The organism is Pirellulales bacterium, assembly GCA_035939775.1.
Classification (GTDB): Bacteria; Planctomycetota; Planctomycetia; order Pirellulales; family DATAWG01; genus DASZFO01.
In genome coordinates, this window is sequence record DASZFO010000317.1 from 1 (window position 1) to 25220 (window position 25220).

21 protein-coding genes are annotated in these 25220 nt (G+C 62.3%); 8 read left to right on the forward strand and 13 right to left on the reverse strand.

Going from position 1 to position 25220, the window contains the following annotated elements; all coding sequences use genetic code 11:
- Nucleotides 1-161: 161 nt before the first annotated feature.
- From glnD to VGY55_20230, 4 genes are all read right to left on the reverse strand, one after another.
- The gene (glnD, locus tag VGY55_20215; protein HEV2972311.1) at nucleotides 162-2786 is read right to left on the reverse strand and encodes a [protein-PII] uridylyltransferase; all 2625 of its coding nucleotides are present in this window, start codon (nucleotides 2784-2786) and stop codon (nucleotides 162-164) included.
- A gap of 3 nt (nucleotides 2787-2789) precedes the next feature.
- Nucleotides 2790-3128, reverse strand: coding sequence for a P-II family nitrogen regulator (locus tag VGY55_20220; GenBank protein HEV2972312.1), 339 nt, complete (start codon nucleotides 3126-3128; stop codon nucleotides 2790-2792).
- Nucleotides 3125-4567, reverse strand: a complete 1443-nt coding sequence (locus tag VGY55_20225) for an ammonium transporter (GenBank protein ID HEV2972313.1) — start codon at nucleotides 4565-4567, stop codon at nucleotides 3125-3127. The genes VGY55_20220 and VGY55_20225 overlap by 4 nt, the downstream gene beginning before the upstream one ends.
- 117 nt (nucleotides 4568-4684) lie before the next feature.
- Complete coding sequence (locus tag VGY55_20230) at nucleotides 4685-5233, reverse strand: cob(I)yrinic acid a,c-diamide adenosyltransferase (GenBank protein HEV2972314.1); 549 nt, start codon at nucleotides 5231-5233, stop codon at nucleotides 4685-4687.
- Nucleotides 5234-5417: 184 nt separating this feature from the next.
- Between VGY55_20230 and VGY55_20235 the strand changes: the two genes are divergently transcribed.
- From VGY55_20235 to VGY55_20250, 4 genes are all read left to right on the forward strand, one after another.
- Nucleotides 5418-6512: a biopolymer transporter Tol gene (locus tag VGY55_20235; GenBank protein HEV2972315.1), complete on the forward strand. Its 1095-nt coding sequence runs from the start codon at nucleotides 5418-5420 to the stop codon at nucleotides 6510-6512.
- Between the two features lie 130 nt (nucleotides 6513-6642).
- A complete protein-coding gene (locus tag VGY55_20240; GenBank protein ID HEV2972316.1) occupies nucleotides 6643-7779 on the forward strand; it encodes an ATP-grasp domain-containing protein in 1137 nt (378 codons plus the stop codon).
- Nucleotides 7780-7806: 27 nt separating this feature from the next.
- Nucleotides 7807-8820: a hydantoinase/oxoprolinase family protein gene (locus VGY55_20245; GenBank protein HEV2972317.1), complete on the forward strand. Its 1014-nt coding sequence runs from the start codon at nucleotides 7807-7809 to the stop codon at nucleotides 8818-8820.
- Entirely contained in the window at nucleotides 8817-9488 is a 672-nt protein-coding gene (locus tag VGY55_20250) for a hypothetical protein (protein HEV2972318.1), read from the forward strand. Before VGY55_20245 ends, VGY55_20250 begins: the two co-directional genes overlap by 4 nt.
- A 58-nt stretch (nucleotides 9489-9546) precedes the next feature.
- On the opposite strand, the gene VGY55_20255 is transcribed toward VGY55_20250, so the two are convergent.
- Nucleotides 9547-10911, reverse strand: coding sequence for a DUF1598 domain-containing protein (locus VGY55_20255; protein ID HEV2972319.1), 1365 nt, complete (start codon nucleotides 10909-10911; stop codon nucleotides 9547-9549).
- A 388-nt stretch (nucleotides 10912-11299) separates the two neighbouring features.
- Between VGY55_20255 and VGY55_20260 the strand changes: the two genes are divergently transcribed.
- Nucleotides 11300-13339: a sigma 54-interacting transcriptional regulator gene (locus VGY55_20260; GenBank protein ID HEV2972320.1), complete on the forward strand. Its 2040-nt coding sequence runs from the start codon at nucleotides 11300-11302 to the stop codon at nucleotides 13337-13339.
- 303 nt (nucleotides 13340-13642) lie between these two features.
- A complete protein-coding gene (locus VGY55_20265) occupies nucleotides 13643-14677 on the forward strand; it encodes a hypothetical protein (GenBank protein HEV2972321.1) in 1035 nt (344 codons plus the stop codon).
- Nucleotides 14678-14684: 7 nt separating this feature from the next.
- Here VGY55_20265 and VGY55_20270 read toward each other — a convergent pair whose 3' ends face one another.
- The 8 genes from VGY55_20270 to VGY55_20305 form a co-directional block, all read right to left on the reverse strand.
- Nucleotides 14685-16316, reverse strand: a complete 1632-nt coding sequence (locus tag VGY55_20270) for an Rne/Rng family ribonuclease (protein HEV2972322.1) — start codon at nucleotides 16314-16316, stop codon at nucleotides 14685-14687.
- A gap of 50 nt (nucleotides 16317-16366) precedes the next feature.
- Nucleotides 16367-17095, reverse strand: coding sequence for a TIGR03936 family radical SAM-associated protein (locus VGY55_20275; GenBank protein HEV2972323.1), 729 nt, complete (start codon nucleotides 17093-17095; stop codon nucleotides 16367-16369).
- A gap of 10 nt (nucleotides 17096-17105) precedes the next feature.
- Nucleotides 17106-18848: a phosphoenolpyruvate--protein phosphotransferase gene (ptsP, locus tag VGY55_20280; protein HEV2972324.1), complete on the reverse strand. Its 1743-nt coding sequence runs from the start codon at nucleotides 18846-18848 to the stop codon at nucleotides 17106-17108.
- Nucleotides 18849-19089: 241 nt separating this feature from the next.
- A complete protein-coding gene (locus VGY55_20285) occupies nucleotides 19090-19383 on the reverse strand; it encodes an HPr family phosphocarrier protein (GenBank protein ID HEV2972325.1) in 294 nt (97 codons plus the stop codon).
- A 9-nt stretch (nucleotides 19384-19392) separates the two neighbouring features.
- Entirely contained in the window at nucleotides 19393-19866 is a 474-nt protein-coding gene (locus tag VGY55_20290; protein HEV2972326.1) for a PTS sugar transporter subunit IIA, read from the reverse strand.
- 91 nt (nucleotides 19867-19957) lie between these two features.
- Nucleotides 19958-20296, reverse strand: a complete 339-nt coding sequence (gene raiA, locus VGY55_20295) for a ribosome-associated translation inhibitor RaiA (GenBank protein HEV2972327.1) — start codon at nucleotides 20294-20296, stop codon at nucleotides 19958-19960.
- 205 nt (nucleotides 20297-20501) lie between these two features.
- Nucleotides 20502-22889, reverse strand: coding sequence for a hypothetical protein (locus VGY55_20300; GenBank protein HEV2972328.1), 2388 nt, complete (start codon nucleotides 22887-22889; stop codon nucleotides 20502-20504).
- Between the two features lie 110 nt (nucleotides 22890-22999).
- Nucleotides 23000-23413, reverse strand: coding sequence for a hypothetical protein (locus tag VGY55_20305; GenBank protein ID HEV2972329.1), 414 nt, complete (start codon nucleotides 23411-23413; stop codon nucleotides 23000-23002).
- A gap of 326 nt (nucleotides 23414-23739) precedes the next feature.
- Between VGY55_20305 and VGY55_20310 the strand changes: the two genes are divergently transcribed.
- The gene (locus VGY55_20310) at nucleotides 23740-24663 is read left to right on the forward strand and encodes an HDOD domain-containing protein (GenBank protein ID HEV2972330.1); all 924 of its coding nucleotides are present in this window, start codon (nucleotides 23740-23742) and stop codon (nucleotides 24661-24663) included.
- Nucleotides 24664-24944: 281 nt separating this feature from the next.
- A partial coding sequence (locus VGY55_20315) for a hypothetical protein (GenBank protein ID HEV2972331.1) occupies nucleotides 24945-25220 on the forward strand: 276 nt, incomplete at its 3' end.

Below are 25220 nucleotides of genomic sequence, written 5' to 3' on the forward strand. Positions count from 1 at the left end.
TCTTGGAAACGCCAGCTCTCGACCGCTTCGTCGAGCGATCCGCCGCCAGCCAGCCGCCGATCGAACGCTTCGAGCAGCTCGTCGGCATGCCGCTTGGCGAATTCGAAGCAAAATGGCGCGCCGAAATGCTGACGATGAAAAGCGGCGGGCGATAAACCGACTTACTGCCCCTCGCGCTCGAAGGCTTCGATCGCTTGCAAGAGTTGGCTGCGGATTTGTTCGAGGCGGGCTTCGTCGTCGATTTTTTGCCCCTCGTGATCGGTGACGTAGAACACGTCGACCACTTGATCGAGATAGGTGCCGATCTTGGCCAACGATACCGAGAGGCCGAGTTCGAAGATTGTGCGAGCGATTGTGTAGAGCAACCCGGTCCGGTCGGAGGCGAAGATGTCGAGGATCGTGAAGCTTTCGGAGGTGCTGTTGTCGGTGCGGACGCGCGTGGGAGGCGCGTGTAGCCCGTCGCGGCGTTGCTGCTTGACGCTCGTCCAAACTCGGCGAAATGCCGGCTGCTGATTCGCCGTGAGCGCCTCGGTCAAGCGGCGATCGATGTGCTCGATCCGGTCGGGGGGCGGTTCGCCGGAGTAGTCTGGATCGCGAACGACAAACAGGTCGAGCACAAGGCGCTCGGCGAGCGTATTGATGTCGGCCGAGAGGATCTCCAATCCCTGGCTCGTCAGGCCGCCGGTCAGTTTGTGAAACACGCCGGGGGCGATGTCTTCGTGCGTGGCGATGACGAACTCGACGGTGCCGGTATCGGCCAGGTAGCGGGTCGCGATGCGCACGTCGCCGATCGCCAAAGTCTTCAGTTGCCGCAATTGCTCGGCGATGCGCTCGGCCGGCATACTGAAGAGCAACGAGCTTGGCAGTGCGGCGACCTGTTGGGCAAACCAAGCGAAATCGGGTTCGGCGCGAAACAGGGTCAGCACGTCGTCCCGGCGTTCCTCGGCGCTCGGCGTGTGTGAGTCGCCGGCCAAATGACGCATCGTGCGATGATACAGGTCCGCCAGGACCTCGCTCTTCCACTGATTGAGCACGCCCGGCCCGACCGCCGCTAGATCGGCGGCCGTGAGCAGATAGAGCATCCGCAGCACCTCCGGCGAGCCGACCTCGACGGCGAAGCGCACGATCAACTGATCGTCGCTCGTGTCGCGGCGGAACGCCAGGTGCGACATCAGCAGGTGCTTGTGGACCAAGAACTTGAGCGTCTCCGCTTCCTGCTCCGGCAATCTCAAGCGCCGGGCCGTATTCTCCGCGATCCGCAGCCCGACCTCGCTATGGTCTTCGACGTAGCCCTTGCCCAGATCGTGGATCAGCAACGCTAGGTGGAGCGTACTCTTCTGCTGCAAACCACGATAAACTTCCCCCAGCAATCCCCGATCGCGCTGGAATCGTGTCACTTCATCCACCCCGCGCAGGCAATGCTCATCGACCGTGAATTTGTGATACTCGTTGAACTGCAACAGGCAGCGGGCATGGGCAAATTCGGGCACCACCTTTTCCAGCACGCCCACCTCGTGCAATTGGTGCAACAATTCGCCGAGCATCTGCGGCTGCGAAAGCAAGGAGAGAAATCGGGCCGCGGCGGTCGGCGTGAGCTGATCGGAAAACACGGGCGATGCCTCGTGCACCGCTTGCCAAGTGGACGACGCGACGCGCGTGTCGTAAAGATTCGAGAGATCGGCCAACCGCAGCACTTCCGTCACGTCGGCTTGCAGCTTGGCCAGCCCGCGGCGCGTGGCCTTGATGCGCGGGCCGACGATGAAATCTCCTTCCATCTGATGCCCGAGCATCGGCGAGAGCCATTCGGCGAGCCGAATCCAAGGGCGGATTTGGGCGACGAACCGGCCTACGAGCTGGCTCACTTCGCGCGTGTGGCGAAAATACTCGCGCATGAATTGCTCGACCGGCAGCAGCCCTTCGGTCCCTTGATAGCTGAAGGCGGCGGCCAGACGGACTTGCTCCGCCCGATCGAGCACGTCGCGCGATTTGCCGGCGTGAAAGTGCAGGTCGTTGCGCGTGCGCAAGAGGAATTCGCTGGCGCGGCGCAGCGTGCGTTGATCGTCTTTGAGGATCGCCCCCATCATTTGCAGGCTGTTTGGCTCCGCCTCGCCATAGCGGGCGAAACCGAGCCAGCGCATTAACTGAATGTCGCGAAGCGCCCCGGGCGATCGCTTCACGTTCGGCTCGAGCAGATAAACGGTTTCCCCGTATTGCGAGCGCTCCTCTTCCCGTGCCCGTTCGATCGCTTTGAGCAAGCCGCGCCAATGGCGGCGCGAGTCGCGTTGGAATCCGCGGAGGAACTTTTCGTACAGCGGCTCGCCGCCGGTGAGAAATCGCGATTCGACCAGCGCCGTGTAGATCGTCGCGTCCTTGGCGGCCAGCTTGCAGGCCTCGGCCGGCGTGCGCACGCTCTGCCCGAGCGCAAAGCCCACGTCGTATAGATCGTGCAAGAGCCGCTTGGCCAGCGGCTCCATGATCGGACCCACGACCGGGCTGTGCAAGATCATCAGATCGACGTCGGAATACGGGGCGACGTCGCCGCGGCCGTAGCCGCCGAGCGCCACGAGCGCGACTTCCTCGCGATAGCGCGTCGCTTGATCGGGAAAATCCTCCAGAGCGGATTCGTAGAGGCTCAATACAACCGTGTCGAGCATCTCGGTGAGATGCGCGCAGACCTGAATCCCCGGCGAGCCTGCCTCGTGCTGCTGGCGAAGCTTATGCCGCTCGGCCGCGAGCCATTCTCTAGCCGCGACGACGCCGGGACGAAGTTTCAAAGTGCCGGACATCCGTTAGAGCGCGTCCTCGCCGGTTTCGCCGGTGCGGATGCGGATCGTGTTGGCCAGGTCAATCACGAAGATTTTGCCGTCCCCGATCTGGCCCGTTTGGGCCGTGCGCATGATCGTGTCGATCACGTTTTGCAATTGCTGGTCGGCCACGACGATCTCGATCTTGACTTTCGGCACGAAATCGACGGCGTATTCGGTGCCGCGGTACATTTCGGTGTGCCCCTTCTGCCGCCCGAAACCGCGGACTTCGCTGATGGTCATGCCCTGCACGCCATACTCGGTCAGGGCGTTCTTGACGTCTTCGAGCTTGAAGTGGCGGATGATGGCTTCGACCTTTTTCATATGAAAATATACCCCTCTTCGCCGTGCTGGCTAAGGTCAAGACCTTGGATTTCCTGCTGCTGGCTGACGCGCAGGCCGATTGTGGCGTCGAGAATCTTGAGCAAGATAAAGGTGACGACGATCGCGAAGACCCAAGTGATTGCCGTGGCGATGAGTTGTCCTTTGAGGATGTGGCCCCCTTCGATGAGCCCCAGCGGATCGCCATGATCCATGTCGCTCACGGCGCGCGTTGCGAATACTCCGGTCAGAATGGCGCCCAGCGTGCCGCCGACGCCATGCACGCCGAACACATCCAGCGAATCGTCGTAGCGAAATCTCGCCTTGAACATGGTGCAGGCGTAGAAGCAACAGACCCCTGCCGCCGCTCCCATCACGAGCGCGGGCATCGGAGTCACGTAGCCCGAGGCGGGAGTGATGCAGACCAGCCCGGCCACCGCTCCCGAGCAAGCTCCCAGGGCGCTCGGCTTGCGTCGGACCAGCCATTCCATGACGGCCCAAGCGACGGCGCCCGCTGCGGCCGAGAACTGCGTGGCGGCGAACGCGCTGGACGCCACGGCGTCTGACTTCATCGCGTTGCCGGCGTTGAAACCGAACCACCCGACCCATAATAGCGCCGCGCCGATCATCGTATAGGTCAGGTTGTGGGGCGGCATCGGGTCGCTGCCGTAGCCCAAGCGGCGGCCGATCAGCAAGGCGCAGATCAGCGCCGAAATGCCAGCGCTAATGTGGACGACCGTTCCGCCGGCGAAATCGAGCGCGCCCCCGCCAAACGATTGGGCGGCTTCCGAGCCGAACGAGAGAATTCCGTGCCCCCAAACCCAATGGGCCAGCGGGCAATAGACGAGCGTTCCCCAGAGGATCGTGAACGCGACCATCGCGCTGAATTTCATCCGCTCGGCGAATGCTCCGCAAATGAGCGCGGGCGTGATGATGAAGAACATCCCTTCGAAAATCATGTGAGTGAGCCGCGGAATTCCGTCGATCATCGGCACGACGGCCGCGTGCGCGGATTCGTTCCAATGCGGCTGCACGTCGTGCATCAGCAGATAATCGCCGTTGCCGATCCAGGGGTTGAAATCTTTACTGGTCGGATCGCCGCCAAACGCGAGCGAATAGCCCCAAAATGCCCAAATGATGCTGTTCATCCCCATCAGAAATACGCACTGCATCATCACGCCCAGCACGTTCTTCTTCCGCACCAGCCCGCCGTAGAACAACGCCAATCCGGGGGCCGTCATCAACAGCACCAGCGCCGAGGCCGTGAGCATCCAGGCGTTGTCTCCCGCGAGCCGGGCCGATGCGATCTTGTCATTCAGAGCTTTGAGTTCGTCCGGATTGCCGGCGGCCGAAGCGGCTTGAGCCCGCGCGATCCCGGCGCAAGTGCAGACTAATAAAGCAATCGCAAGCAGCGGCAGGACCACGAAACGCCGAAAACTCATCGAAGTGACTCGCAATTCTCAAGAAAATGGCCGGCCTGCCGGCGTTCGGTCGAATCGAAAGGGCAGCGGCCTGAATCGCTCCCAAACTAACCGGAGTTCGGCGGCGGGTAAAGAGTATTAGCGCTTTTCCCACGGCACGTCGACTTGGCCGGCCGCCGCGTTGGCCGCGCGGGCCAACACGAATAACAAGTCGCTCAAGCGGTTGAGATAGACGATCAAGTCGGGCGAAATAGTCTCGTCGGGCGCGCGAGAAAGCGTCACCACTCCACGCTCGGCGCGGCGGCAGACCGTCCGCGCAACGTGCAGCGCCGCGGCCGCGCGGGTCCCGCCGGGGAGAATAAACTGCTTGAGCGGCTTGAGCAGCGCCTCGATGCGATCGATGGCAGATTCCAGCGCGGCAACGTGCGCCGGACCAACGAGCGACGTCCCATGACGTTTAGGATCCGGCGTCGCCAGCTCCGCCCCGACATCGAACAACTCGGATTGAATCCGGGCGAGCAGTTCATCGATTTTGCCCGGGAGTGATTCGGAACGCGCCAGTCCTATCAGAGCGTTCAACTCGTCCACGGTGCCGTAGGCCTCGATACGGGGCGAATCTTTGCGCACGCGCGGCCCGCCGAAGAGCCCTGTCTCGCCGTTATCGCCGGTCTTGGTGTAGATTTTCATTCGCGCTCAAAGGATTTCGCCAGCTTGATCAGGGCCTTCGTTTGGCACGATTGCATTCGACAATCATAGCCGAACATTGCGCGAGGGAGTATGATTCGCGTTGAAGAATCATCGCCGCCGACACCATGAACATCCGCACCGACGCTGGCAGCGTCGGCCACGTCTCTCACTTGGAGATATCGCCTTGCACCGCACTGACTCGCATTTTCAGAGCAGATTCCTTTGGAGGGTCGTCGCGGGTATCGGCATTTTTATTTGGCTCGGCTCATCGGCATCCGCGGACGAGGGCACGCGGGAAAAACCATCGATCGAATCGCGATATCTAAGCAACATCCGGCAAGTGACGAGCGGATTCATCAAGGCCGGCGAGGGCTATTTCTCGCCCGATGGCCACACGATCATCTTTCAAGCCGTCCCTCAAGAATACCCATTCTATCAGATTTACACGCAATCGCTCGCCGGCGGCAAACCGAAGCGGGTGAGCACGGGTCGCGGCAAGACGACGTGCAGTTTCTTCTCGCCCGACGGCACGGGGATCATCTACGCCTCGAGCCATCTCGACCCCGATCTCGACCGCACGGAAGACGCCGGCCGAAAGCAACAGGCCGAAGACGCCAAATCGGGCGCGCATCGCCGCTACCAGTGGGATTTCGACCCGAACATGGAGATTTTCGCCGGCGATCTGGATGGCAAGAACATACGCCGGCTGACCTTCTCCAAAGGCTACGACGCCGAGTGCTCCTACTCGGCTGACGGAAAGCAGATCGTGTTTTGCAGCAACCGCGGCGGCAATCCCAACATTTACATCATGAACGCGGATGGTTCGGGCGTCCGCCAGTTGACGCACGAGAAGGGGTACAACGGCGGACCGTTCTTCTCTCTCGACGGCAAGTGGGTCGTCTATCGCAGCGACCGCAAGCATGAAGGCTTGCTTCAAATCCACGTGATCCGCGCCGATGGCTCGGGCGACACGGCGCTCACCGACAACGGCGGAGTCAATTGGGCGCCGTATTGGCACCCGAGCAAGTCCTACCTCATTTGGACCGCGGCCGACTACTCGAACCCGCGCGGCAAGCCGAATTTCGATCTGTGGCTGATGAAATATGAACACCGGGACGGCCAAATCATGCCCGGCCCGATCACGCAGATTACCGATCATCCAGCGGCCGACGTGCTCCCCGTCTTTTCTCCCGACGGCAAGCAGCTCATGTGGACCAGCAACCGGACCGCGGACAATTCGAGCCAACTCTTCATCGCCGACTTCAAGCTGCCGGAATGAGGGGGAGCATAGCGGAATTCGCCAGCGCAGGGTGCGTCGAGCGAAGCGATGACGCACCGACGCCGCACGATGCGTCTGCGCGGACTTGACGCACCCTACTTTTGCAAATCCAGCTACGATGAAGTGTCCCATGCAACGTATGCTACTCTACGAATTCGCCACGAGCGGCGGTCTCTTCGGCGACCGCGCGACACTGGCGAGCGAGTCGATCCGTCGCGAGGGCGCGGCAATGTTGACGGCGCTGGCGGCCGACTTCGCGGCCGTCGATGGAGTTGAAGCGGTGGTCATGGTCGATAGTCGCGCGACGTTGGATTTGCCCGGCTGTCGCGTTGAGTCCGTTCGTTCGTCCGACGAAGAGTTCTCGCTCCTCTCGAGCGGATCGCGACAAGCGGATTGGACGATCGTCATCGCGCCGGAATTCCACGACCTGCTCCGCTCGCGCTTCCGGCTCGTCGAAGAGTCGGGAGGCCGACTGCTGGGACCATCTTCCGGGCTCGTAGCCCTCGCGGCCGACAAGCAGCGAACGGCGGAACGACTTTCGGCAGCCGGCGTGCCCGCGCCGCGCGGAATCGCTCTCGATGCCGACGATCCGCTTCCCGCGGAGTTTCCGTTCCCGGCCGTGCTCAAGCCGCGGTTTGGCGCGGGTTCGCAGGACGTTCGGCGGATCCCAGATCGAGAGGCACTAATGGAGTCGCGATCGGCGATTTCTGGTCCATCCCGCTTGGAGAGATTCTGTCCCGGCGTCGCGGCCAGCGTAGCGCTGCTATGCGGCCCGGTTGAGCGGTTTGCGTTGCCCCCCGGCCGACAACGATTAAGCGATGACGACGAGTTTCGTTACCTGGGAGGCGCCATGCCGCTGCCGCCGGAGGCGTCGAAACGGGCCGTCGCACTCGCCGAGCGAGCGATCGCCGCGATGCCCGATCCTTTCGGTTTCGTCGGCGTCGATCTCGTGCTGGGGAACGAACCCGATGGGCGTGACGACGTAGTGATTGAGATCAATCCGCGGCTGACGACCTCGTATGTCGGGCTGCGGGCGCTCGCGGAAGGGAACCTGGCGGCGGCGATGCTGGCCGTGGCGGCGGGGAATCCCGTCCGTTTGTCATTTGCCCAGCACGCACTAGAATTTGATGCGGATGGAACAATTCGAACGCCTAACAAATCCGGCGGGGACTGTCCCCCTTTTGCGCGGGCACCATCGCCGCGATGGTCGGCGGAGCAAAACGGGGACTGTCCCCTTGTGCCGGCCGGATTTGTTAGGCGTTCTTAGGCATTTGGCGGAGACTCGAGACGACTCATGAATTGGTTGGCCCTCGATATCGGCGGAGCGAATCTGAAAGTGGCCGACGGCCGCGGGTTTGCCGTTTCCTCGGTGTTTCCGCTGTGGCAAAAGCCGCGGCAGTTGGCCGAAGCGCTCCGGGCCCTGATCGCCGGGGCGCCGCGGGCAGATCATCTGGCCGCCACGATGAGCGGCGAGTTGGCTGATTGCTTTGCGACGAAGGTCGAGGGGGTGCGGTCGATCGTGAACAGCTTCGTCACGGCCTCGGATGGGCGGCACTCGCGAATCTATCTCAACAATGGCATGCTGGTCGCGCCGCCGATCGCGCTCCAGCAGCCGCTCATGGCGGCGGCGGCGAATTGGCACGCGTTGGCCCGATTCGCCGGACGCTACGTGCCGCAGGGAGCCGGACTATTGATCGATATCGGCTCGACCACGTGCGACATCATTCCGCTGGCCGACGGCAATCCGGCCGCAACGGCGCTGACCGACCCCGAGCGGCTGATCGCCAGCGAGCTGGTGTATACGGGGGTCGAGCGGAGCCCGGTCTGCGCCCTGGTGAATTCGCTCCCCTGGCGCAAGCAACAATGCCCCACCGCGCATGAACTCTTTTCGACGACGTGGGACGCTTATCTGATGCTCGGCGATTTGCCCGAGGAACCCAACAGCACGCACACGGCCGACGGTCGGCCGGCCACCAAGTCAGCGGCCCACGACCGGCTGGCGCGGTCGATCTGCGCCGATCGCGATATGTTTGACGAGCGCGATGCGCTGGCCGCGGCCGAGGCCATCGCGCGCAGCCAATTGGCTAAGATCGCGGTGGCGATCGGTCAGGTGCTTGGCCGCTTGCCGGCTCCGCCCGACGGAATCGTGATCTCGGGCAGCGGCGAGTTCATCGCCCGCCGGGCGCTCGAGCGCATGAGAGTCGCGGCGACGATTATTTCGCTTAGCTCCGAATTAGGTCCGTCGCTGTCGCGCTGCGCCACCGCGCATGCCCTGGCTGTGATCGCCCGCGAGAGCGAATCGTCATGAGCGGCATTCCGGCGCGGGTGATCAAGCTAGGGGGCAGCCTGTTGGAATGGTCAGAGTGGGTCGCTGCCTTTCGCCGCTGGCTGGCCCAGCAGCCGGCGATGCCGAGCGTGTTGGTCGTCGGCGGTGGCAAGCTGGCCGACACGATTCGGCAATGGGACCGCTTGCACCATCTCGAAGCTAACGACGCGCATTGGTTGGCGATCGGCGCAATGAGCCTGACCGCGCAGCTTGCAAGGCGTCTGCTGCCAGAAGCGGAATGGACCGACGATTGGTCGAGAGCCGTCGAGCTGGCTGCCGACCCGAAGCGATCGCTATTAATCTTCGACGCAATGAACTTTCTTCGATCGGTCGAATCGATCGCCGCGGGCGAGCCGCTCCCGCACGGCTGGGAGGTGACGAGTGATTCGGTCGCGGCGCGAATCGCTGGGCTGCTGCGCTGCCGGGAATTGGTGATGCTCAAGTCGAACCTGCCAGCGAGCGGTGCGACCACTCTCGATCGCATCGCGGAAGAGCATTACGTTGACCGGCGATTCCCGCAATTCGCAGCGCCGATGGCGGAAATTCGATTGGTGAACTTGCGCGACGACGAATTCGCCGAGGTTGGCATCAGCCGCGTCGCAGGGTGTGTCGAGCGAAGCGCTGACGCACCGGGGCAACATCCGGATTGATGGCATTGCGGTGGGGCCGGTGCGTCTGCGCGGACTTGACGCACCCTACCAGCTAAACTCAATTCCACCACCAGGAATTGGTCTTCGTCGCCTCGACAACCTTGCCACGCACGGCAGCCGCGCTCTGATCCAGTTTGCTCTCGCGGATCACCGCCCAAGGTTGGAACAGCACTCCGCCCGAGGCGCTGATGATGTAGTTGTGCCCCTTCTTGAGCACGCTGGCCAGGGAATCGACCTGCTTGGGCACTTGATATTGATCGACCGGCAACTGCTTGGCGTTCATCAGCAGGTCGAGCCGGCAATCGGCCTTGTCGGCCAGATGTTCTTGCTCGATCAAGCTGGCCACGACCGCCAAGTCCATGCAATTCCGAAGCGATCCAAAAATCGTATCCTTGGATGAAAGCTCCTCGAATTTGGCGGTCATCGTGTCGGCCCATTTCTGGGCCAGCGGGTTCGCCTTGCCGGTGTGCTCGCGGCTGCCGGTCTGCGAGAAGTGATCTTCTTCGGTCAAGCACTTCACGCCCGTGCCGCGCAACTGCCAGGCCAGGCCGTCTTGGTCCTTCAACAGCGGTTCATAATTGGCCGCCAGCCACCACCGCGGCGTCTGGATTTTCATGCTGGGGGAGACCATCTCCAAATAGCTCGGCATCCCCTTCACCGGCGCCGGCTCGAAGTGCATCGCCAGCCGCTTCATTCGATGATCGGCCGCCACCATCACCAGCGCAAAATGGCTCGAACCTGGCACGCCGCTCACGCTGATCTTCTGCGGGCCCAGGCTCTTCTCGATCTCCGACGAGGTTCGGTCGGGATCGCCCATCGTGCTCTTCTGTGAGAAGTAGGCTTGCAATTGAGCCATTCCCTCGGGCGTCGGATCGATCGAGCAGCTTATGCCCCCGTTGCGGGCTGCGTCGGCACTGCGCAGGGCAACCAGCAAATCCTCCAACCGCAGCACCGCCCGGCCCGTCTTCGCGCCGACTACTTCACCCTGCTCGTTGACTTTCCAGCCCTCGGCCGGACCGGCGAGCACGAGATCGTGCCGCTGCGGATCGACGAACACATACTCGACGCGTTGCAGTCCGGCCAGATACCGCACTTCATCCGGCAGCGGCTGGTTGGCCTTTTGCAAAGCGGCGATCGTCTCCTGCAGCCGTCGCAATGAGACCATTCGCAGTTCGGCGGGCTGATTCAGATCGCCCGGCAGTTGGGCCAGAGCCTTGCGCCGCAAATTCGAGAGGTCGTGCAGGGCATCGGTTTTCACGACCGTGAGCACGCCTTCGGTGCTGATCGCCACGCCCCCGACCGCTTGCTGGATCACTTGCGCGCGCACGTTTCCGGTTGCCGAAAGCGCCAGCCAGGCGGCCACCATTGGGAGCGCGAAGCGAACCGCGCACGAGAGAACCGATCGGTAGTGACACGCAAACATGGCAACTCCTCCTCTGCTCGTTCGAAGATTAGACGACCCCACCATCCTAATTCGTTCTTTCGGGATTAGCAAGAAAATCGCGGCTTTGCCGCCAGACATCGTCCGGGGGCGACGGCTTAGCGGGTCGTGCGTTGACGGGCGATCTTGCCCACGAACCACCCCAAAACCTTGCGTAAATAGGGTGCGAGGGACTAAGGTGGAGCGTGGCGGATTGCCGGTCGCGAATTAGGGGTCCTATCCGAAAACGGCCTGCAGGGGGGCTGTCCCCTTTTATTACGGACTGCAAAAAGAGGGACAGACCCCAGCGGTTTTCGATCCGGCTCGCGTCAACTTGTCGTCCGAGGCGGATCAGCCGCCCGAAACGGTTTGCAAGGCTACGGTTCTCGAAATGCTCGCCTATCTGGTCATCCGCGAGGGGACGAAGTGGACCGACGTGTTTCGGCTCGTGCCGGGGCAAGCGGTCACGATCGGCCGCGCGCCGACGAATCAGATCGTCATTAAGGACGAGCGTTGCAGCCGCGCTCATGCCGAAGTGTTTCATTCACAAGGGCAATGGGTCGTTCGCGATCTCGAGAGCCGCAACGGCACGACGATCGGCGGCCAGCCGGTTCGCGGCGACCACGTGCTCGAAGCGGGCGAGATCATTCGGATCGGGCAATCGCAGATGGCGTTTGTCAATGATCTGACGAAGGCCTTTCCCGATTCGAGCGTGATCCGCGATTTGAAGGTCCGGGCCGGCGCGAACGACGAGACCACGCTCGCCGAATCGCTCGACGAAGAGAACGTGCTCGCCGCCGCCGAACCGACGACGATCACGCATCGCCGCGGCCAGACCAAGTTCCTCGAGCCCGTCGCCGAGGAAGATACCGGCATTCCTAAGGTCGGCCGCGCGGCGGCGCAGCTTTGCCGTTTAGCATTCGAGCTGGCCCAGGCGCCCGACATCAATGCCATCGCGCAGTTGGCCTTGGCCGGCGTGTTCGACGGCACCGAGGGAGACGCCGGCGCCATATTGCTCCTGCCGCGCACCGTGATCGGCGAGCCGGCCGGGATCGACCTGGAAGTGATCGCCTCGCGGACCGATACGGAATTCCCGTACCACCGCGTTTCCAGTTTTCTCGCCTCCACGGTGCTTCGCGAGGGAGAAGCGGTGCTCGCCCGCAATGTGCTCGGCGATAGCGCGCTGGGGGGCCGCGACAGCAAAGGGGAAATCCACGCCACGAGCGTTCTCTGCGCCCCGATTCGCCGTGGCACGAAAGTCTCCGGGTTGATCCATCTCTACTCAACCGATCCCGAGCGGATTCCGGATCCGGATGACTTGGAATTCACATTGGCCGTGGCTGACACCGTGGCCGTGGCGCTCGAAAACCTTAGCCGGCGTCAGGAATTGGCCGAGAACTTGAGCCAGATTCGCGATGAGAATCTTCAACTCCGCGAACGCCTCGGCGTGGAGAGCGAGATTATCGGCAATAGCCCCGTCATGGCCAGAGTCACCCGCGAGATCAACCGCGCCGCCCCGAGCCGCGCTACGATCCTCATTCGCGGCGAAAGCGGCGTCGGCAAGGAACTGGTCGCTCGAGCGGTGCATTTCTCGAGCCCGCGCCGCAAAGGCCCGTTCGTTTGCTTGAACTGCGCCGCGTTGACGGAGAGTCTGTTGGAGAGCGAATTGTTCGGCCACGAACGCGGCGCCTTCACCGGCGCGACTGAACGGAAGATCGGCAAATTCGAATCGGCCCACGAGGGAACGCTGATGCTCGACGAGATCGGCGAGATGAGTTCCACCACGCAAGCCAAATTCCTCCGCGTGTTGGAAGGGCATCCGTTCGAGCGCGTCGGCGGCAGCGAGGCGATCCAAGTGGACGTGCGCGTGATCGCCGCCACCAATCGCGATCTGGAGCGCGCTGTCGCCGAAGGGCAATTCCGCCGCGATCTTTACTTCCGCCTGCACGTGCTGGAGATCTTCGTTCCGCCGCTCCGCAAGCGACCGGAAGACATCCCCGTGTTGGCTCATTATTTTCTCCAACGCTTCAACGCTGAGACGGGCCGCCGGCTGCGCGGTTATACGACCGAGGCCACCGAGCAGATGCTCCGCTACCGCTGGCCAGGAAATGTCCGCGAGTTGAAGAACGTCGTCGAGCGGGCGGTGGTGCTGGCCCGCGGCGACTTGATCGAAATGGAAGATCTGACGCTCACCAAGCTCTCGACCGCCGGAGACACGCAGGACGTCGCCCCGCCGGCTAGTTCGTACGAGCCGGTATCGCTCGACGAAATGGAACGGCGGCACATCCTGGCTACGCTCAACTCGACCAACTGGAACAAGAGCCAGACTGCGAACATCCTCGGGATCGAGCGCTCAACCTTGGACCGCAAGATTCGCCGCTACGAAATCGAAGGCTACCTCGAGCCGCGCGGCGCCCGCGGAACGGGCTAGTGGAGCTTCAAAACTGTATTGAAACGTTGGGTGCCATGCCCACGGCCTTGCGTGGGCATGGATTGTGTTGGCACATGGCCACTCAGAGCAGTGGCCATGGCACCCATCGATTCAGTATTGAAGCCCCACTCGGTGGCGAACGGTGTGTGGCAAGTGACAAGCGTAACGTAAGATTCTGAGGGCTTCCAATCGCCACCAGCCAGACTCTTCATGCCCGCAAATACTTTCGCGCTCACCGGAAGTCGTCCGCACACGTCGAACGTTCCTAATCGGACTTTTGGTTCCGACGCCTGGAATGCACTCGTGTTGAGATTCAGCGCCGTGGCCGCTCAAGCGGCGACGATCTGGATTACGTGGCCACTCTGGACGGTACGGCATTACAACCCGGCCCAGGCGTCGCCGGTCTCGCCGATGCTGCCGGCCTTTCCGCTGCCGCAGTTCGACGTGCTCCCCTGGCTGCTCGGTTCGTTGGTGGTCGTGCTGTTCGCGCCGCGATGGGGCGTGGTGCTTCATGGGGCGATCCTGTTTTGGGCGATCCTCTTGGATCAAATCCGGATGCAGCCGGAGTGCATCTCGCTGTGGGTGCTGATGCTCGGCTCTCTCAATTCGCCGGGCGTGAAGCTGCTGGCCCGCTCGCACTTGATCGCGCTCTGGTTCTTCGCCGGCTTCCACAAGCTAATTAGTCCCGGCTATTACGAAGCGGTCGTGCCGTTCATGGCCGGCCGCTCGCCGGGCGATTCTCCCATCGCATATCAGGTGCTCGGCGGCTTGGCGGCGTTGTTCGAAATGGCGCTGGCCGGTTTGGCGATCGTCCCGCGAACGCGGCGGCTGTGCGCGGTCCTGGCCGCCCCGTTTCACTTGGCCGTAATGTGGTGGCTGGCGTTCCACATGCACTGGAACGAGTCGGTATGCCCCTGGAATGCCGCGATCGCCGTGGCGGGCTTCACACTGATCTGGCCCTGGCGCAGCTCATTCCGCGACGATTGGCGGCACGTTTCGCGGCCGGGGCGGGTGGCCGTCGCATTCGTGCTCCTCTCGCCGCTGTTGTTCTACGTCGCTTTGTTCGATCCGTTCCTCTCGTATTGCATTTACACCAGCAACGTCCCCGAGGCTTGGATTGCCGTCCCCGGCGGCGAGTCAATTCCGATCAGCAGCCTGCTCGGCCCCGAGTTGAACGTAGCCATCCCGCCCGAGCATCGGCTTTTCGAGGCCTATTTCGAGCAAGTGGGCCAGCCCAGCGATACGCTCATCATCGAAGACCCGCGGTGGTGGGCCCGGCTTCGCGGATACGATCACCGCGAGATCGTCAAGCCCGCCGCCCACGATGTCGCGAAGTAGCACGAATCTATCCCGGAAACTTCACCTCCCGTCCGGCCGAGTCCTGGCATTCGAATGCCAAATGCTCCGGCGAGACCCCTTCGCGGCCGAAGACTTGGATCGTCAACTGGCCGTCGTCTTCGAGCTGGGCCATTTCGCGGCGCTTCTTGTTGTTTAAGTAGGTCGCAACCTCGTCGGCCACGGTGATCGAGACCTTGGCGATGTCGTCGCGCTGGGCCGAGAGGATCAATAGCCGAATCACCTCGATCGCCATACTTTCGGCGGTTTTGACGACGCCCGTGCCCGTGCAGCCGGGGCAATCCTTGTAGACGCTGCGCTTGAGGCTGGGGCGAATTCGCTGCCGCGTCATCTCGACCAGGCCGAATGGGCTGGTGCGAAGAATCTTCGTGCGAGCGCGGTCGCGCTTCATCGCTTCGCGCAAGGCGCGCTCCAGCCCGCGGCGGTGCCGCTCTTTGCGCATGTCGATGAAGTCGTTGACGATCACACCGCCGAGATCGCGGAGCCGAAGCTGCCGGGCAATCTCCTTGGCCGCGAGCAGATTCATCTGGAAGGCCGTCTCTTCCGCCGAATCGTCCGCCCGGAAGTTGCCGCTGTTCACGTCGATGGCCACGAGCGCCTCGGTCGAGTCGATCACGATCGAGCCACCCTGGCGCAGGGGCACCTTGCGCTGATGGATCTTGCTGATCTCTTCGTCGAGACGGTATTTGTGGAACAGCGGCTCCTTCCCTTCGTAGAGGTGCAGCCGATTCACATACCGCGGCATGACGATCTGCAAGAACTCCTTGGCCCGCTCGTAGGCGGCGGGTTCGTCGATGTGGATCGAATCGACGTCGCCGGTGAAGATGTCGCGGATCGTGCGGATGATCATGTCGCTTTCTTCGTAGATGTCGATCGGGGCGGGATACTTGCGAATCCGCCGGATGATCACCTTCCACAGCCGGACGAGATAAGCCAGATCGCGCGAGATTTCCTTCTTGGTCCGATCGATGCCGGCGGTGCGGACGATGAACCCCAGCCCCTTGGGCGGATGCAGCTCGAGCATCACGTCGCGCAACTTGCGGCGGACCTCGTCGTCTTCGATCTTGCGCGAGACGCCGACCCGCCCAAGCGCCGGCATGAGCACCAGATAACGGCCGGGAATGCTGATATAGGTCGAGAGCGTGGGCCCTTTGGTGCCGATCCCCTCCTTGATCACCTGGACGAGCAACTCGTCGCCGCGGCGGAGGATATCTTGAATGGGCGGCTTCACGCGCGGGCGAGCGCCGGGGCGCGTGCGGCGGCGCGGGGGGCCGCGGCCCGAATCGTCGACCTCGGGATCGTCGTCCTCGGCGGCCTCATCGTCGCCGCGCTCGTCGCGCCGCGGCGGGCGGCCGCCTTGCTCGATCGGTTTGTCGGGATCGTAACCCCCTTGGCGGAAGTACTGGGATTCGATGTCGCTGATGTGCAGGAACCCATTGCGGCCGACGCCGAAATCGACGAAGGCGGCCTGGATGCTGGGTTCGATATTGACGACCTTTCCCTTGTAAATGTTCCCCACGTAATTGTCTTGGCTGGTCCGCTCGATATAGAGTTCCTCGAGCACTCCGTCTTCAACGATCGCGATGCGGCATTCTTCCGGCTGCGATACGTTGATTAACATCTCCTGCTTCATGACCAAAGCCTTCTGTTCTGGTTTATGGCGAGTTTCGGTTAACAAATTTCCACTTCAGTTCTCGTGAGAGGACAGCCTTCCAATTCCAAATCCTCGAGGCCCACCGCGGCGAGCACCTCGCGCGGCCGGGCGCTTCCCTCGCGATCGACGCGCAATCGCATTTTGAGCGTGCCGTCGACGAGCGACAGTTCTTCCACGAGCGGTCGCAAGTCGAGCGGCGCGGAACGGCCTGCGCGCCCGATCTCGCACGATGCCATCGAGAGAAATGCCGCGATCCGCTCGGCCGCCGCGGCGCGCCGCGGCTCGGGCACCTGCGCCTCGAACGCGACACGCACGGCCTGGGCCTTCTTGCTCCCGGGCGGCATCACCTCGACGTGAGTCACCTCCAACCCCGGCGGCGCATGGGCGGCAATCGCGTCTTGCAGCCGCTCGGCTGCCCACGCCTCCGACAGCTCCACCTCCAGCATCTCGTCGTCTCCGGCAATCCCGACCGCCAGTGCCGAAGGGAAGTTCATTCTGGGCTTCGGATGAAACCCTTCGGTCATCCCCAGCGGCACGGCCGCGCGGCGGAACAGCCGCTCCCAGGTCCGCATCAAATCGCGATGGCTCAACCACCGCAAGTCGCCCTGCTTGGTGAAGCGGATGCGGACTCGCTGGCGGATGAGTACGGGACTCGGGGCTCGGGATTCGGGATTCGAGGGCGCGCAAGCGGAGGCTGATTGGCTGCGCAGGTCGGTGTTCGTCATTTGGGTTTCGTCGGTTGGCATTCAGAATCCCTCACGCTGCCGCATCGGGGACGGCCTTTTTCAATTCTTCGCGCAAGTAGCTTTTGATCGTGCGAGCGCTTTCCATCGACATCGCGCGCTCGGCGATTTGCCGGCATTGGTCGACGTTCACCTTACGGCAGACCTGCTTGATTTCCGGAATCGCGGCCGGGGCGACACTGAATTGCCGCAGCCCCAGGCCAATCAGCAATTGCGTGTACGTCGTGCTGCCGCTCATCTGCCCGCACATGTTGGCGGCGATTTTGGCCTGGTCCGCCGCTTTGATCGACATCGCGATCAACCGCAGCACGGCCGGATCGCAGGCGTTGTAGAGGGCTGCGACCTCCTTGTTGCTGCGATCGACGGCCAGCGTGTATTGAATCAGGTCGTTGGTGCCGATGCTGATGAAATCGACCTCCTGCACGAACTGGTCGATCATCATGGCGGCCGCCGGAGTTTCGACCATCATCCCGACTGGAATCTCGCGGTTGAAGGGAATCTGCCCCTCTTCGAGGTCTTCCATCACGTCGGAGAGCACCATCTTCGCGCTGCGCAATTCCTGGATCGTGGTGATGAGCGGAAACATGACGTGCAGATCGCCGAGAACGCTCGCTCGCAGGACAGCCCGCAATTGCGTGCGGAACAAGGGAATATTTCGCAGCGAGAGGCGAATGCTCCGCAGGCCGAGGAACGGGTTGCGTTCTTCATCTGCGCCGGGGATCGTCGTCAGCTTGTCTGCGCCGAGGTCGAGCGTGCGAATGACGACGGGCCGCTGGCCCATGGCCTGAATCACGTGCGAGTATGCCTGATAATGATCTTCCTCGGTCGGCTCGGTGTCGGAAGTGAGATAGAGGAATTCCGTGCGATAGAGGCCGATGCCGTCGGCGCCGCGATCGACGCAGTGGGCGACCTCGTGCGGAAACTCGATGTTGCCCAAGAGCCGAATCCGCACGCCGTCGGCCGTTTCAGCAGGCAGGTCGCGCAGCGAGCCGAGTTGGAGTGCGGCGCTCCGGAGCTGCTCGGCCTGCTGACGATATTGAGCGACGGTTTCGGCATCGGGTTGTAGAATCACCACGCCTTGATCGCCGTCGATGATCACCAGATCGCCGCCGCCGACGTCGGACAGAAACGGCCCGGTGCCGACCACCGCCGGCAATTCGAGCGCCTCGGCGACGATGGCCGTATGGCTGCCGGGTCCGCCGACTTCCGTGACGAATCCGCGGACGAAATTGCGATCCAGATTCGCCGTTTCGCTCGGCGTCAGATTGTGGGCGAGGATGACGACGGGAGAGGTGAGCTGCGACAGCTCCTCGCGACGGCGGCCCAGGAGATTTCGCAGCAGCCGCTTCTCGATATCGAAGATATCGCCGGCGCGATCGGCCAGAAAACTGCTTTGGAGCGTCTGAAAGACCTTGGCATAGCGGCGAAGCGTGCGGCTGACGGCATACTCGGGAGAGTAATGCCGATCGCGGATCATCGCGTCCAGCTCGCCGCGCAGCTTGGGATCGCGGAGCATCTGCAAATGCGCGTCGAAGATGGCGGCGTATTGGCTGCCGAGTTCGCGCGCGATGGCGTCGCGGTTGCTTTCGATCTCGGCGCCGGCGGCGACGATCGCCTTGTCAAGCCGTTCCAGCTCGTCGACGACCGCGTCGCGCGCGACAAACCGCCGAGGAATCCGAAATCCCTCGGTGTCCATCACCAATGCTTCGCCGATCGCCACGCCGGGCGAAACGGCAATCCCTTGTAATCGCTGCATCGGATGTTCGCTTCATGCGCCGTCCGAGCGCCCGAGCGCGGCGGCGTCGCTCGAAGGCGATTCACCGACCGCGCGAGCCGCGTTGGCAAGCGCTTCCGCCGGCCCACGGTGGGGCCGGGCAATTCGGACCCGGCAGATCGCTTCCGGCCGCTTCTGGCGGCTCGCGAGGCGAATCGCCGGCCGGCGTTGCGCCGCGCGAGACGTTTGTCGCACGTCGCGCGGCCACGACCGTCACGGGTCCCTAGGTGTTTTCTTCTTCCCCATCGGCAAACTTGCTGGCGAACAATTCGGCCAGCGCTTCGAGGGCCGCCTCCGCGTCGGGCCCGGCGGCCTCGATGATCAGGTTCGTGCCCGGCTCGGCGCCCAGGGTGAGAATCTCCAGGATGCTCTTGCCGTCCACCCTCTCATTGCCTTTGACCAACTCGATTCTTGACTCGTACTGATTGGCGAGCTTCATGATGAGATTGGCGGGACGCGCGTGCAGCCCTTGGCTGTTAGCGACCACGACCGCCCGCGTCAATTTCACGTCGCTCATTGCTGGCGATTACGAAAAATGATTGTTGTCTGCTTCATCCAATAATTGGCGAATATCGGAGGTTGTCTTGGCCTGCTTGAGGAACTTGCAGAACGTTTCATCCCGCAACTGCCGCGAGATATTCTCCAGGGCCCGCAAGTGATCGCCCGGCCGGTCGGGCGGAGAGATGAGCAGGAAAAACAATTGCACCTTCTCTCCGTCCAAGCTGTCGAAATCGACCCCTTCCTGGCTGACCCCGACGGTCCCTACGAGGCGCTCGACGCTGGGATGCTTGGTATGAGGGACGGCCACGCCGCGACCGATCCCCGTGCTTCCCAGTTCCTCGCGTTTCATGACGGCCTTGACGATACCGTCGATTTCTCCGGCCCGCAGTTTTCCCGCTTCCAAAAGGGCTTGGGTCAACTCGCGGATGACGCCTGGTTTATCGTCGGCCCCTAAACCGGGCCGAATCGCCTCGTAACTAACAAAGTCGGCAAACTTCATGGTTTAATGTCCTTTCTCACACACCACATCGCACCCGATGGACACGATCCACATCGGAAGCGCCCGTCGGCTCAAAGCCAGGCGTGCCGTTTCACTCGCCCACGATCGCCCCCTGTTGTCGGGCACCGTGAGCCCGATGCCCTCGCGTGACTTTCTCTTTGTATTTGCGGAGTTGATGTTCGATCTTTTGCACGGCGCCGTTGATCGATCGCCACAGATCGCCGGCTCGTTCGGTGGCCACGAAATCGTGCTTGTGCTCGGCCGAGACTCGCAAATCCACCGCGGGGGATTCCTGGAACTCCAAATCCACGGTGACGTCTATGGCACTCAATCGCTCGAAGTATCGCGATAGCCGGGAGACCTTCGCCGTGATCTTCGACCGAGTTGCATCGCTAAGGTATCCATGCCGCGTCGAAATGTTGATCACCACCGGGCAAACTCCTTTTGGGCCTGTACGAACGACCTCCGCAAAAGCCGGCCCGATCTCCCAAGCGCCGCGATGCGCCAGGTTGATGCCGGTCAAGCCCGTTATTCTAGCGATCGGCCAGCCCGTTCACAAATCCAAAGCTGTGGGCTATTGGGCAGGTTTTTCCGCCGATTCGAGAGAAGGCGATCGACGGCCGAGCGATCGGGCCTTACGGATTCCCGGGCACCGGGGGCGGCGGAGCCGTTTTGCTCGGCGCCGGCTCGACTGCCGCGGGTTTCACGGCGTTAGGCGCCTTGGGCCCGAGCAATCCTTCTTTGAGCTGATCTCTCCAGCGGCGCACGGCGGCCTGACGATTCGTGGTCGTCGCCTCTGGATAGTATTCCTTCGTCTTGCCCGAGAGCGTCCGCAGGTCGTAGAAGCTGAGCACGCGGAAATCCAGATTGTCGTAGTCGAGATACTCGACGAGCTTATTGGCGGCGCCGACGGTCAGATCGTCTTTACTGTATCCCCAAAGCATTCGATACAACTCAGTTCCATCCTTGCCGCGCTGCTCTTCAAACATCGCGCGCACTTTGGCCGCCACGGAGGGCCCCCGAGCCAAGGCGGCCTTCAGGCTCTCGATCTGTGTCGTCCAGAGGGCCCGCTCGTCCTTGTCGTTGAGTAGTTTGTCAAACGGCTCGAATTCGTCGATCAAAGCCAGCGAACGGGCGGCCAGCGAACGGTATTCCTGACGCCGATGCCCCGAAAGCTCCAACAAGGCTTGAGTGATCGGGCGCTTTTCGTCGAGAGACGCATTCAACGCTTGCGAGGCGCCAAGATCGAGCAGGCCGAGCGGCTCGGCGGCAATCCACCTCGGCATCTCGCGCTCTGCGACTTGTGGGGAGGGGCCGGCCGCTAACACCAGTCGCGCCGGGGCATGTAGTTTTTCTAAGTTGCCGCCGTTGGGAAGCCACGACACCTCGCCATTGATGCCGTACAGGGCGATCGCCCGCTGCGGCTGATTCTTTTCCGGATCCGTCCCCGGCAGATTGTAGGGCTGGACCTCGACCCCGATGGTGGCCTCGGCGTCGTCGAAGTTGATCGTGCCGGCGGAATCGCCCAGCGCCAACTTTACTTTCACGTCCGCCTTGCCGGTCGTCATGACGAGCATGCGGCCAAAATGGACCCGCACCACCGGAACTCCATGATCCGTCCCCGCGATTTCAATCATTGTTTCGGGAACAAGTTGCAGCGTGATCCCAGCGGCAAGCGTTACGCTTGGCCGGAATGTGGGCAGCACGAGCAGCTTGTCGCCGGAGTTGAATGTCGCGCCGGGAACGACCCGGCGCCATTCGGCCTTTCCGGCTTCCATTCGCAGCAGCACTTCTTGATCGGGTAACCACCGGCCGATCCGCTGCTCGCTCGAATCGAACGGGGCAGGAGGCCCGACGTTTGGCGACGCCGCTTTGGCGGGCGATGAATTCGACGGCTCTGAATTCGGCCGCAATGCATTCGCTGAGGGTTTTACCTCAGACGCCTCGTCGGGCCGAGTTACCAACGCGGGCGACATGGGGGCCGAAGACGAATTACCGTTGTCCGGCATTGGAGGAGGCGGGACGGGCGGACGCTGAGAGTCCGCCGCGGCTGGAACAGAGGGCGCCGATCTGTCCGTTGCCGGTTGAACGAGTCCGGAATTCCCCGGCGCGGCCACCCCCTTGGAACTATCGGCCTCCGTCGGGCCAGACCTCGCGGGCAGTTCGGCCCCCGTTTTCTCGGGATTCGTCGGCGATTTGCCATCGGCGGGCGCTGGGCCCTTGTCGGTCGAGCCGGCCGGTTCGACACTGCGATCCGCCGTCTTATCATTTGTGCCGCCCGTTTTATCATTTGTGGCAGTTGTGGAAGTCGAGGATGCCGGCAACGCTTGATCTGGTTTACTCGCGGAATTCTTCGTTCGATCGTTCGGGGCGTTATCCCCAGGACCCTTTCCGCCAAAGCCGGCCAGTTTCAGGACGTCAATCCCCGACGCCATGATAATCGCGGCCACCAAACATACCGCGAGGATCGCGGTGATGGCCACGGGCCAGAAACGGGAGCCGGAACCCGAACGCAAGTAGTCGGGAACCTCGGGGCGGGGACGGGCTAGACTGACCGGTTCGTTGGCCCGATGGCCTCCGTCGGATTCACCCGCACGAGCGACCGCCGATCGCCCTTCTCTCGCGGCCCCTTCGTCGGCCCGAGCGACGAGGTTATACATCCGATTGCGCAATGCGGGATCGACCTCCGCCGCCTCGCCCAGCACCAAAGTCAAGATCTGATGGCATGACGCGACCTCGGCCAGATGGATGTCTGATTCGAGGCAGACCTTCTCGAAATCTGGGACCCGTTCGCCGGGGAGAGTGTTGTCCAAATACTCGGCCACGGTGTTTGGGTCCAGGCCCATGCCACGGCCGGCGACCTTTGGAGCGGCCAGCCGCATTCGCCGGCTCACATCGCGAATTCGGTGCAGCAAGCCATTGGCAAACTCGCTCTCCTCGATCTTCCGGCCGATGTCCTGTTGGTCCGACGGCTCGAGGATATCGTCCATGTAGGCCAGCATGGTCCGCAACGTGAGGCGCATCGTAAAGCTCCCGACAATAAGAAACGAAATCGGCGGATCGAAAACGACCGCCACAACCTTAATAGTGTGGCCGTCGCGCCGAAATCGTACAAAGTCTGAGACGGAAAAACCTATTTCTCGCGGAAATAGGAGTTATCCGGAGGCGATGCCAGCAGAAAGAGTGTCGCGCCGAATAGTTCGAATAAGGCCAGCGTCACAGGATGCGGCAGGTGTGCGGGCTCGCTGGCCGACTGATCGGGCAGCTTTGGCCGGCCTAACCATTGATCGGAGCGTTCCCAGCCGTTCGTTGTCCGCCGCCAGGGAGAACCAAATGCAGCGCGGGCTTTAACCAGCGTTGACGGAGCGTCAATTTGCGCAAGCAGCCAAACCGTGGCGACCAGCAGCAGGATCAGGCCCGCGACGCGCTTCACATTTGTCTCCCAAACGAGGAGCCGCACCAGATCCATGGCCGAAGTGGTCGGCATCGCCTGCGTAGCCGACGCTCCCAGCGTCTGCGACCCGGCAATCGCCGCACGAACTCGCATCCAGAGTTTGCAACCTCTGGTCCCAACCAGACAGGCGCCAAGGATCAGCGTCAGAAGAGTCAATGGCGCAAGAGCTTGCGAACAGAAGTAGATTGTGATGTAGCGTCCATTGCGTCGCATTTTCGCAGCGGAGCGGTTGCGAATCGGCAACGCGTCGCCTTGTCAGAACGGTTGTTCCGATTCGATGGCCCGAGGATCCCTGGATTTCCCGTCGCCAAAACACGTTGCTGATTTGCGACGGAATCGGGCATGGCCTAGGTTTCTTACGGCTGCCGTTGTTGTCCGAGCCCGTGCTTTTCCACTCGACGAACAGGACGAACTGAGCGATGCCAATCAACCCCAACCCGAACCCTGTCATGGACCTTGATCGGATTCTTCGCACGGCGCAGCTTCCGGCCTTGCCGCAAAGCGCGATCAAGCTGCTCGAGCTGTCTCGCGACCCCGAGAACGGCCCAACCGAATTCGCCTCGCCAATCGAAGCCGATCCGGGCCTTGCCGGTCAGATCCTGAAGTTCGTAAACTCGTCGTACTTCGGTTTCTCGCACGAGATATCGAGCGTGAAGATGGCGATCACGCTCGTCGGCATTCGCACGATCAAGAACTTTTCGCTCTGGAGCGCGGTGTTCAGTTTGATGCCGAACCCCAAATGCGGGCCGTTCGATCTCAAAAACCTCTGGCAAGATTCGCTCCGCCGGGCGCTGTTCGCTCGAGCGATGGGCAAGCTGCTCGGATTGAAAGAAGCTGAGGAAACATTTTCGGCGGCGTTGCTGCAAGACATGGCCGTGCCGCTATTGGCCAAGGAATTGCCCAAGGAGTATCTTTCGCTCCTGGACGCTCGCCACGATGGCCAAGTCCGGCTTTCCGACTTGGAAAAGGAGCGATTTGGCTGGAACCATGCCGAGGCAGCGGCGAAGATGGCCCGCTCGTGGAAAATGCCCGAAGGATTCGCGCACCTCTTGGAGCGGCACATCGCGATCGAGCCGATCGCGCCAGGTCGTCCAATGGACGCCGCCCAATTCGCGGTGAGTCTCTCTTCCTTGCTGCCGTCGGTGAGCGATTCGAAATGGAGCGAGTGCGGGCGATTTGACGAGACTTATGGCCGACTCTGCCCAGCCGGAGGACCGAGCGTCACCGACATGCTCGCGCGGATCGACCGGGAATTCAAGGAATTCGCACCGGTGCTCAAGCTCAGCACACCGACGAAATCGCTGGCGGCGTGGTACGAAGAGTCGCTGGCGCCGGCAGCGTGAGGGTCTTGATACGAAAGTTTGAGGCGATGGATCGGCGAGCCGGCGAGCGACGGTCGGCGAGCCGGTTGGCGTTAGCCACCGGAACGGCAACGCTCTCGCACGCCTCGTCTCTCGCACTTTCGTTCACTCCTTTCACACTCCCCATCCGTCAACGTTGATCCGTTGCTCCTCGTCGATCCAGGCCGGACGGTCTTCGCCAGCGTTGCGGCGCGATCGCAAAACTGCGCTTTCGCGAAAAAACCGCCCGATTGGAATTGGCCTTTATCGATTCGTGATTAGAATTGAATGGTGACTTGCTTAGCTGGCAGCTTGGCTTGCATCTGGAGGCGCTTGACGTGGCCGGAACCGATCGACTCCGCCGGCAGCAGATCTTACGGGAAGCCGAGGGCTATCTCGACTTGATCGGTTTGTTCGGGGAGGAGTGGGCCCCGTCCGCCGCGATTCGCCGCTGTCTGGCGCAGCATTCCCTGGACACTCTCGATCGCCTGGCGGAAACTTTTGCCGCCGGCCCACAGGCCCAGCACATCCGCGGCCAGGCCCTGCGAGCGGCCGAGCGC

What these genes read in the sequence shown, in the direction of transcription:
- glnD (HEV2972311.1), bottom strand. Translation starts at nt 2,786, where the DNA reads ATGTCCGGCACTTTGAAACTTCGTCCCGGCGTCGTCGCGGCTAGAGAA.
- VGY55_20300 (HEV2972328.1), bottom strand. Translation starts at nt 22,889, where the DNA reads ATGCGCCTCACGTTGCGGACCATGCTGGCCTACATGGACGATATCCTC.
- VGY55_20275 (HEV2972323.1), bottom strand. Translation starts at nt 17,095, where the DNA reads ATGCCAACCGACGAAACCCAAATGACGAACACCGACCTGCGCAGCCAA.
- VGY55_20250 (HEV2972318.1), top strand. Translation starts at nt 8,817, where the DNA reads ATGAGCGGCATTCCGGCGCGGGTGATCAAGCTAGGGGGCAGCCTGTTG.
- VGY55_20240 (HEV2972316.1), top strand. Translation starts at nt 6,643, where the DNA reads ATGCAACGTATGCTACTCTACGAATTCGCCACGAGCGGCGGTCTCTTC.
- VGY55_20260 (HEV2972320.1), top strand. Translation starts at nt 11,300, where the DNA reads ATGCTCGCCTATCTGGTCATCCGCGAGGGGACGAAGTGGACCGACGTG.
- VGY55_20270 (HEV2972322.1), bottom strand. Translation starts at nt 16,316, where the DNA reads ATGTTAATCAACGTATCGCAGCCGGAAGAATGCCGCATCGCGATCGTT.
- VGY55_20290 (HEV2972326.1), bottom strand. Translation starts at nt 19,866, where the DNA reads ATGAAGTTTGCCGACTTTGTTAGTTACGAGGCGATTCGGCCCGGTTTA.
- VGY55_20220 (HEV2972312.1), bottom strand. Translation starts at nt 3,128, where the DNA reads ATGAAAAAGGTCGAAGCCATCATCCGCCACTTCAAGCTCGAAGACGTC.
- ptsP (HEV2972324.1), bottom strand. Translation starts at nt 18,848, where the DNA reads ATGCAGCGATTACAAGGGATTGCCGTTTCGCCCGGCGTGGCGATCGGC.
- VGY55_20310 (HEV2972330.1), top strand. Translation starts at nt 23,740, where the DNA reads ATGCCAATCAACCCCAACCCGAACCCTGTCATGGACCTTGATCGGATT.
- VGY55_20255 (HEV2972319.1), bottom strand. Translation starts at nt 10,911, where the DNA reads ATGTTTGCGTGTCACTACCGATCGGTTCTCTCGTGCGCGGTTCGCTTC.
- VGY55_20245 (HEV2972317.1), top strand. Translation starts at nt 7,807, where the DNA reads ATGAATTGGTTGGCCCTCGATATCGGCGGAGCGAATCTGAAAGTGGCC.
- VGY55_20305 (HEV2972329.1), bottom strand. Translation starts at nt 23,413, where the DNA reads ATGCGAGTTCGTGCGGCGATTGCCGGGTCGCAGACGCTGGGAGCGTCG.
- VGY55_20230 (HEV2972314.1), bottom strand. Translation starts at nt 5,233, where the DNA reads ATGAAAATCTACACCAAGACCGGCGATAACGGCGAGACAGGGCTCTTC.
- VGY55_20225 (HEV2972313.1), bottom strand. Translation starts at nt 4,567, where the DNA reads ATGAGTTTTCGGCGTTTCGTGGTCCTGCCGCTGCTTGCGATTGCTTTA.
- VGY55_20285 (HEV2972325.1), bottom strand. Translation starts at nt 19,383, where the DNA reads ATGAGCGACGTGAAATTGACGCGGGCGGTCGTGGTCGCTAACAGCCAA.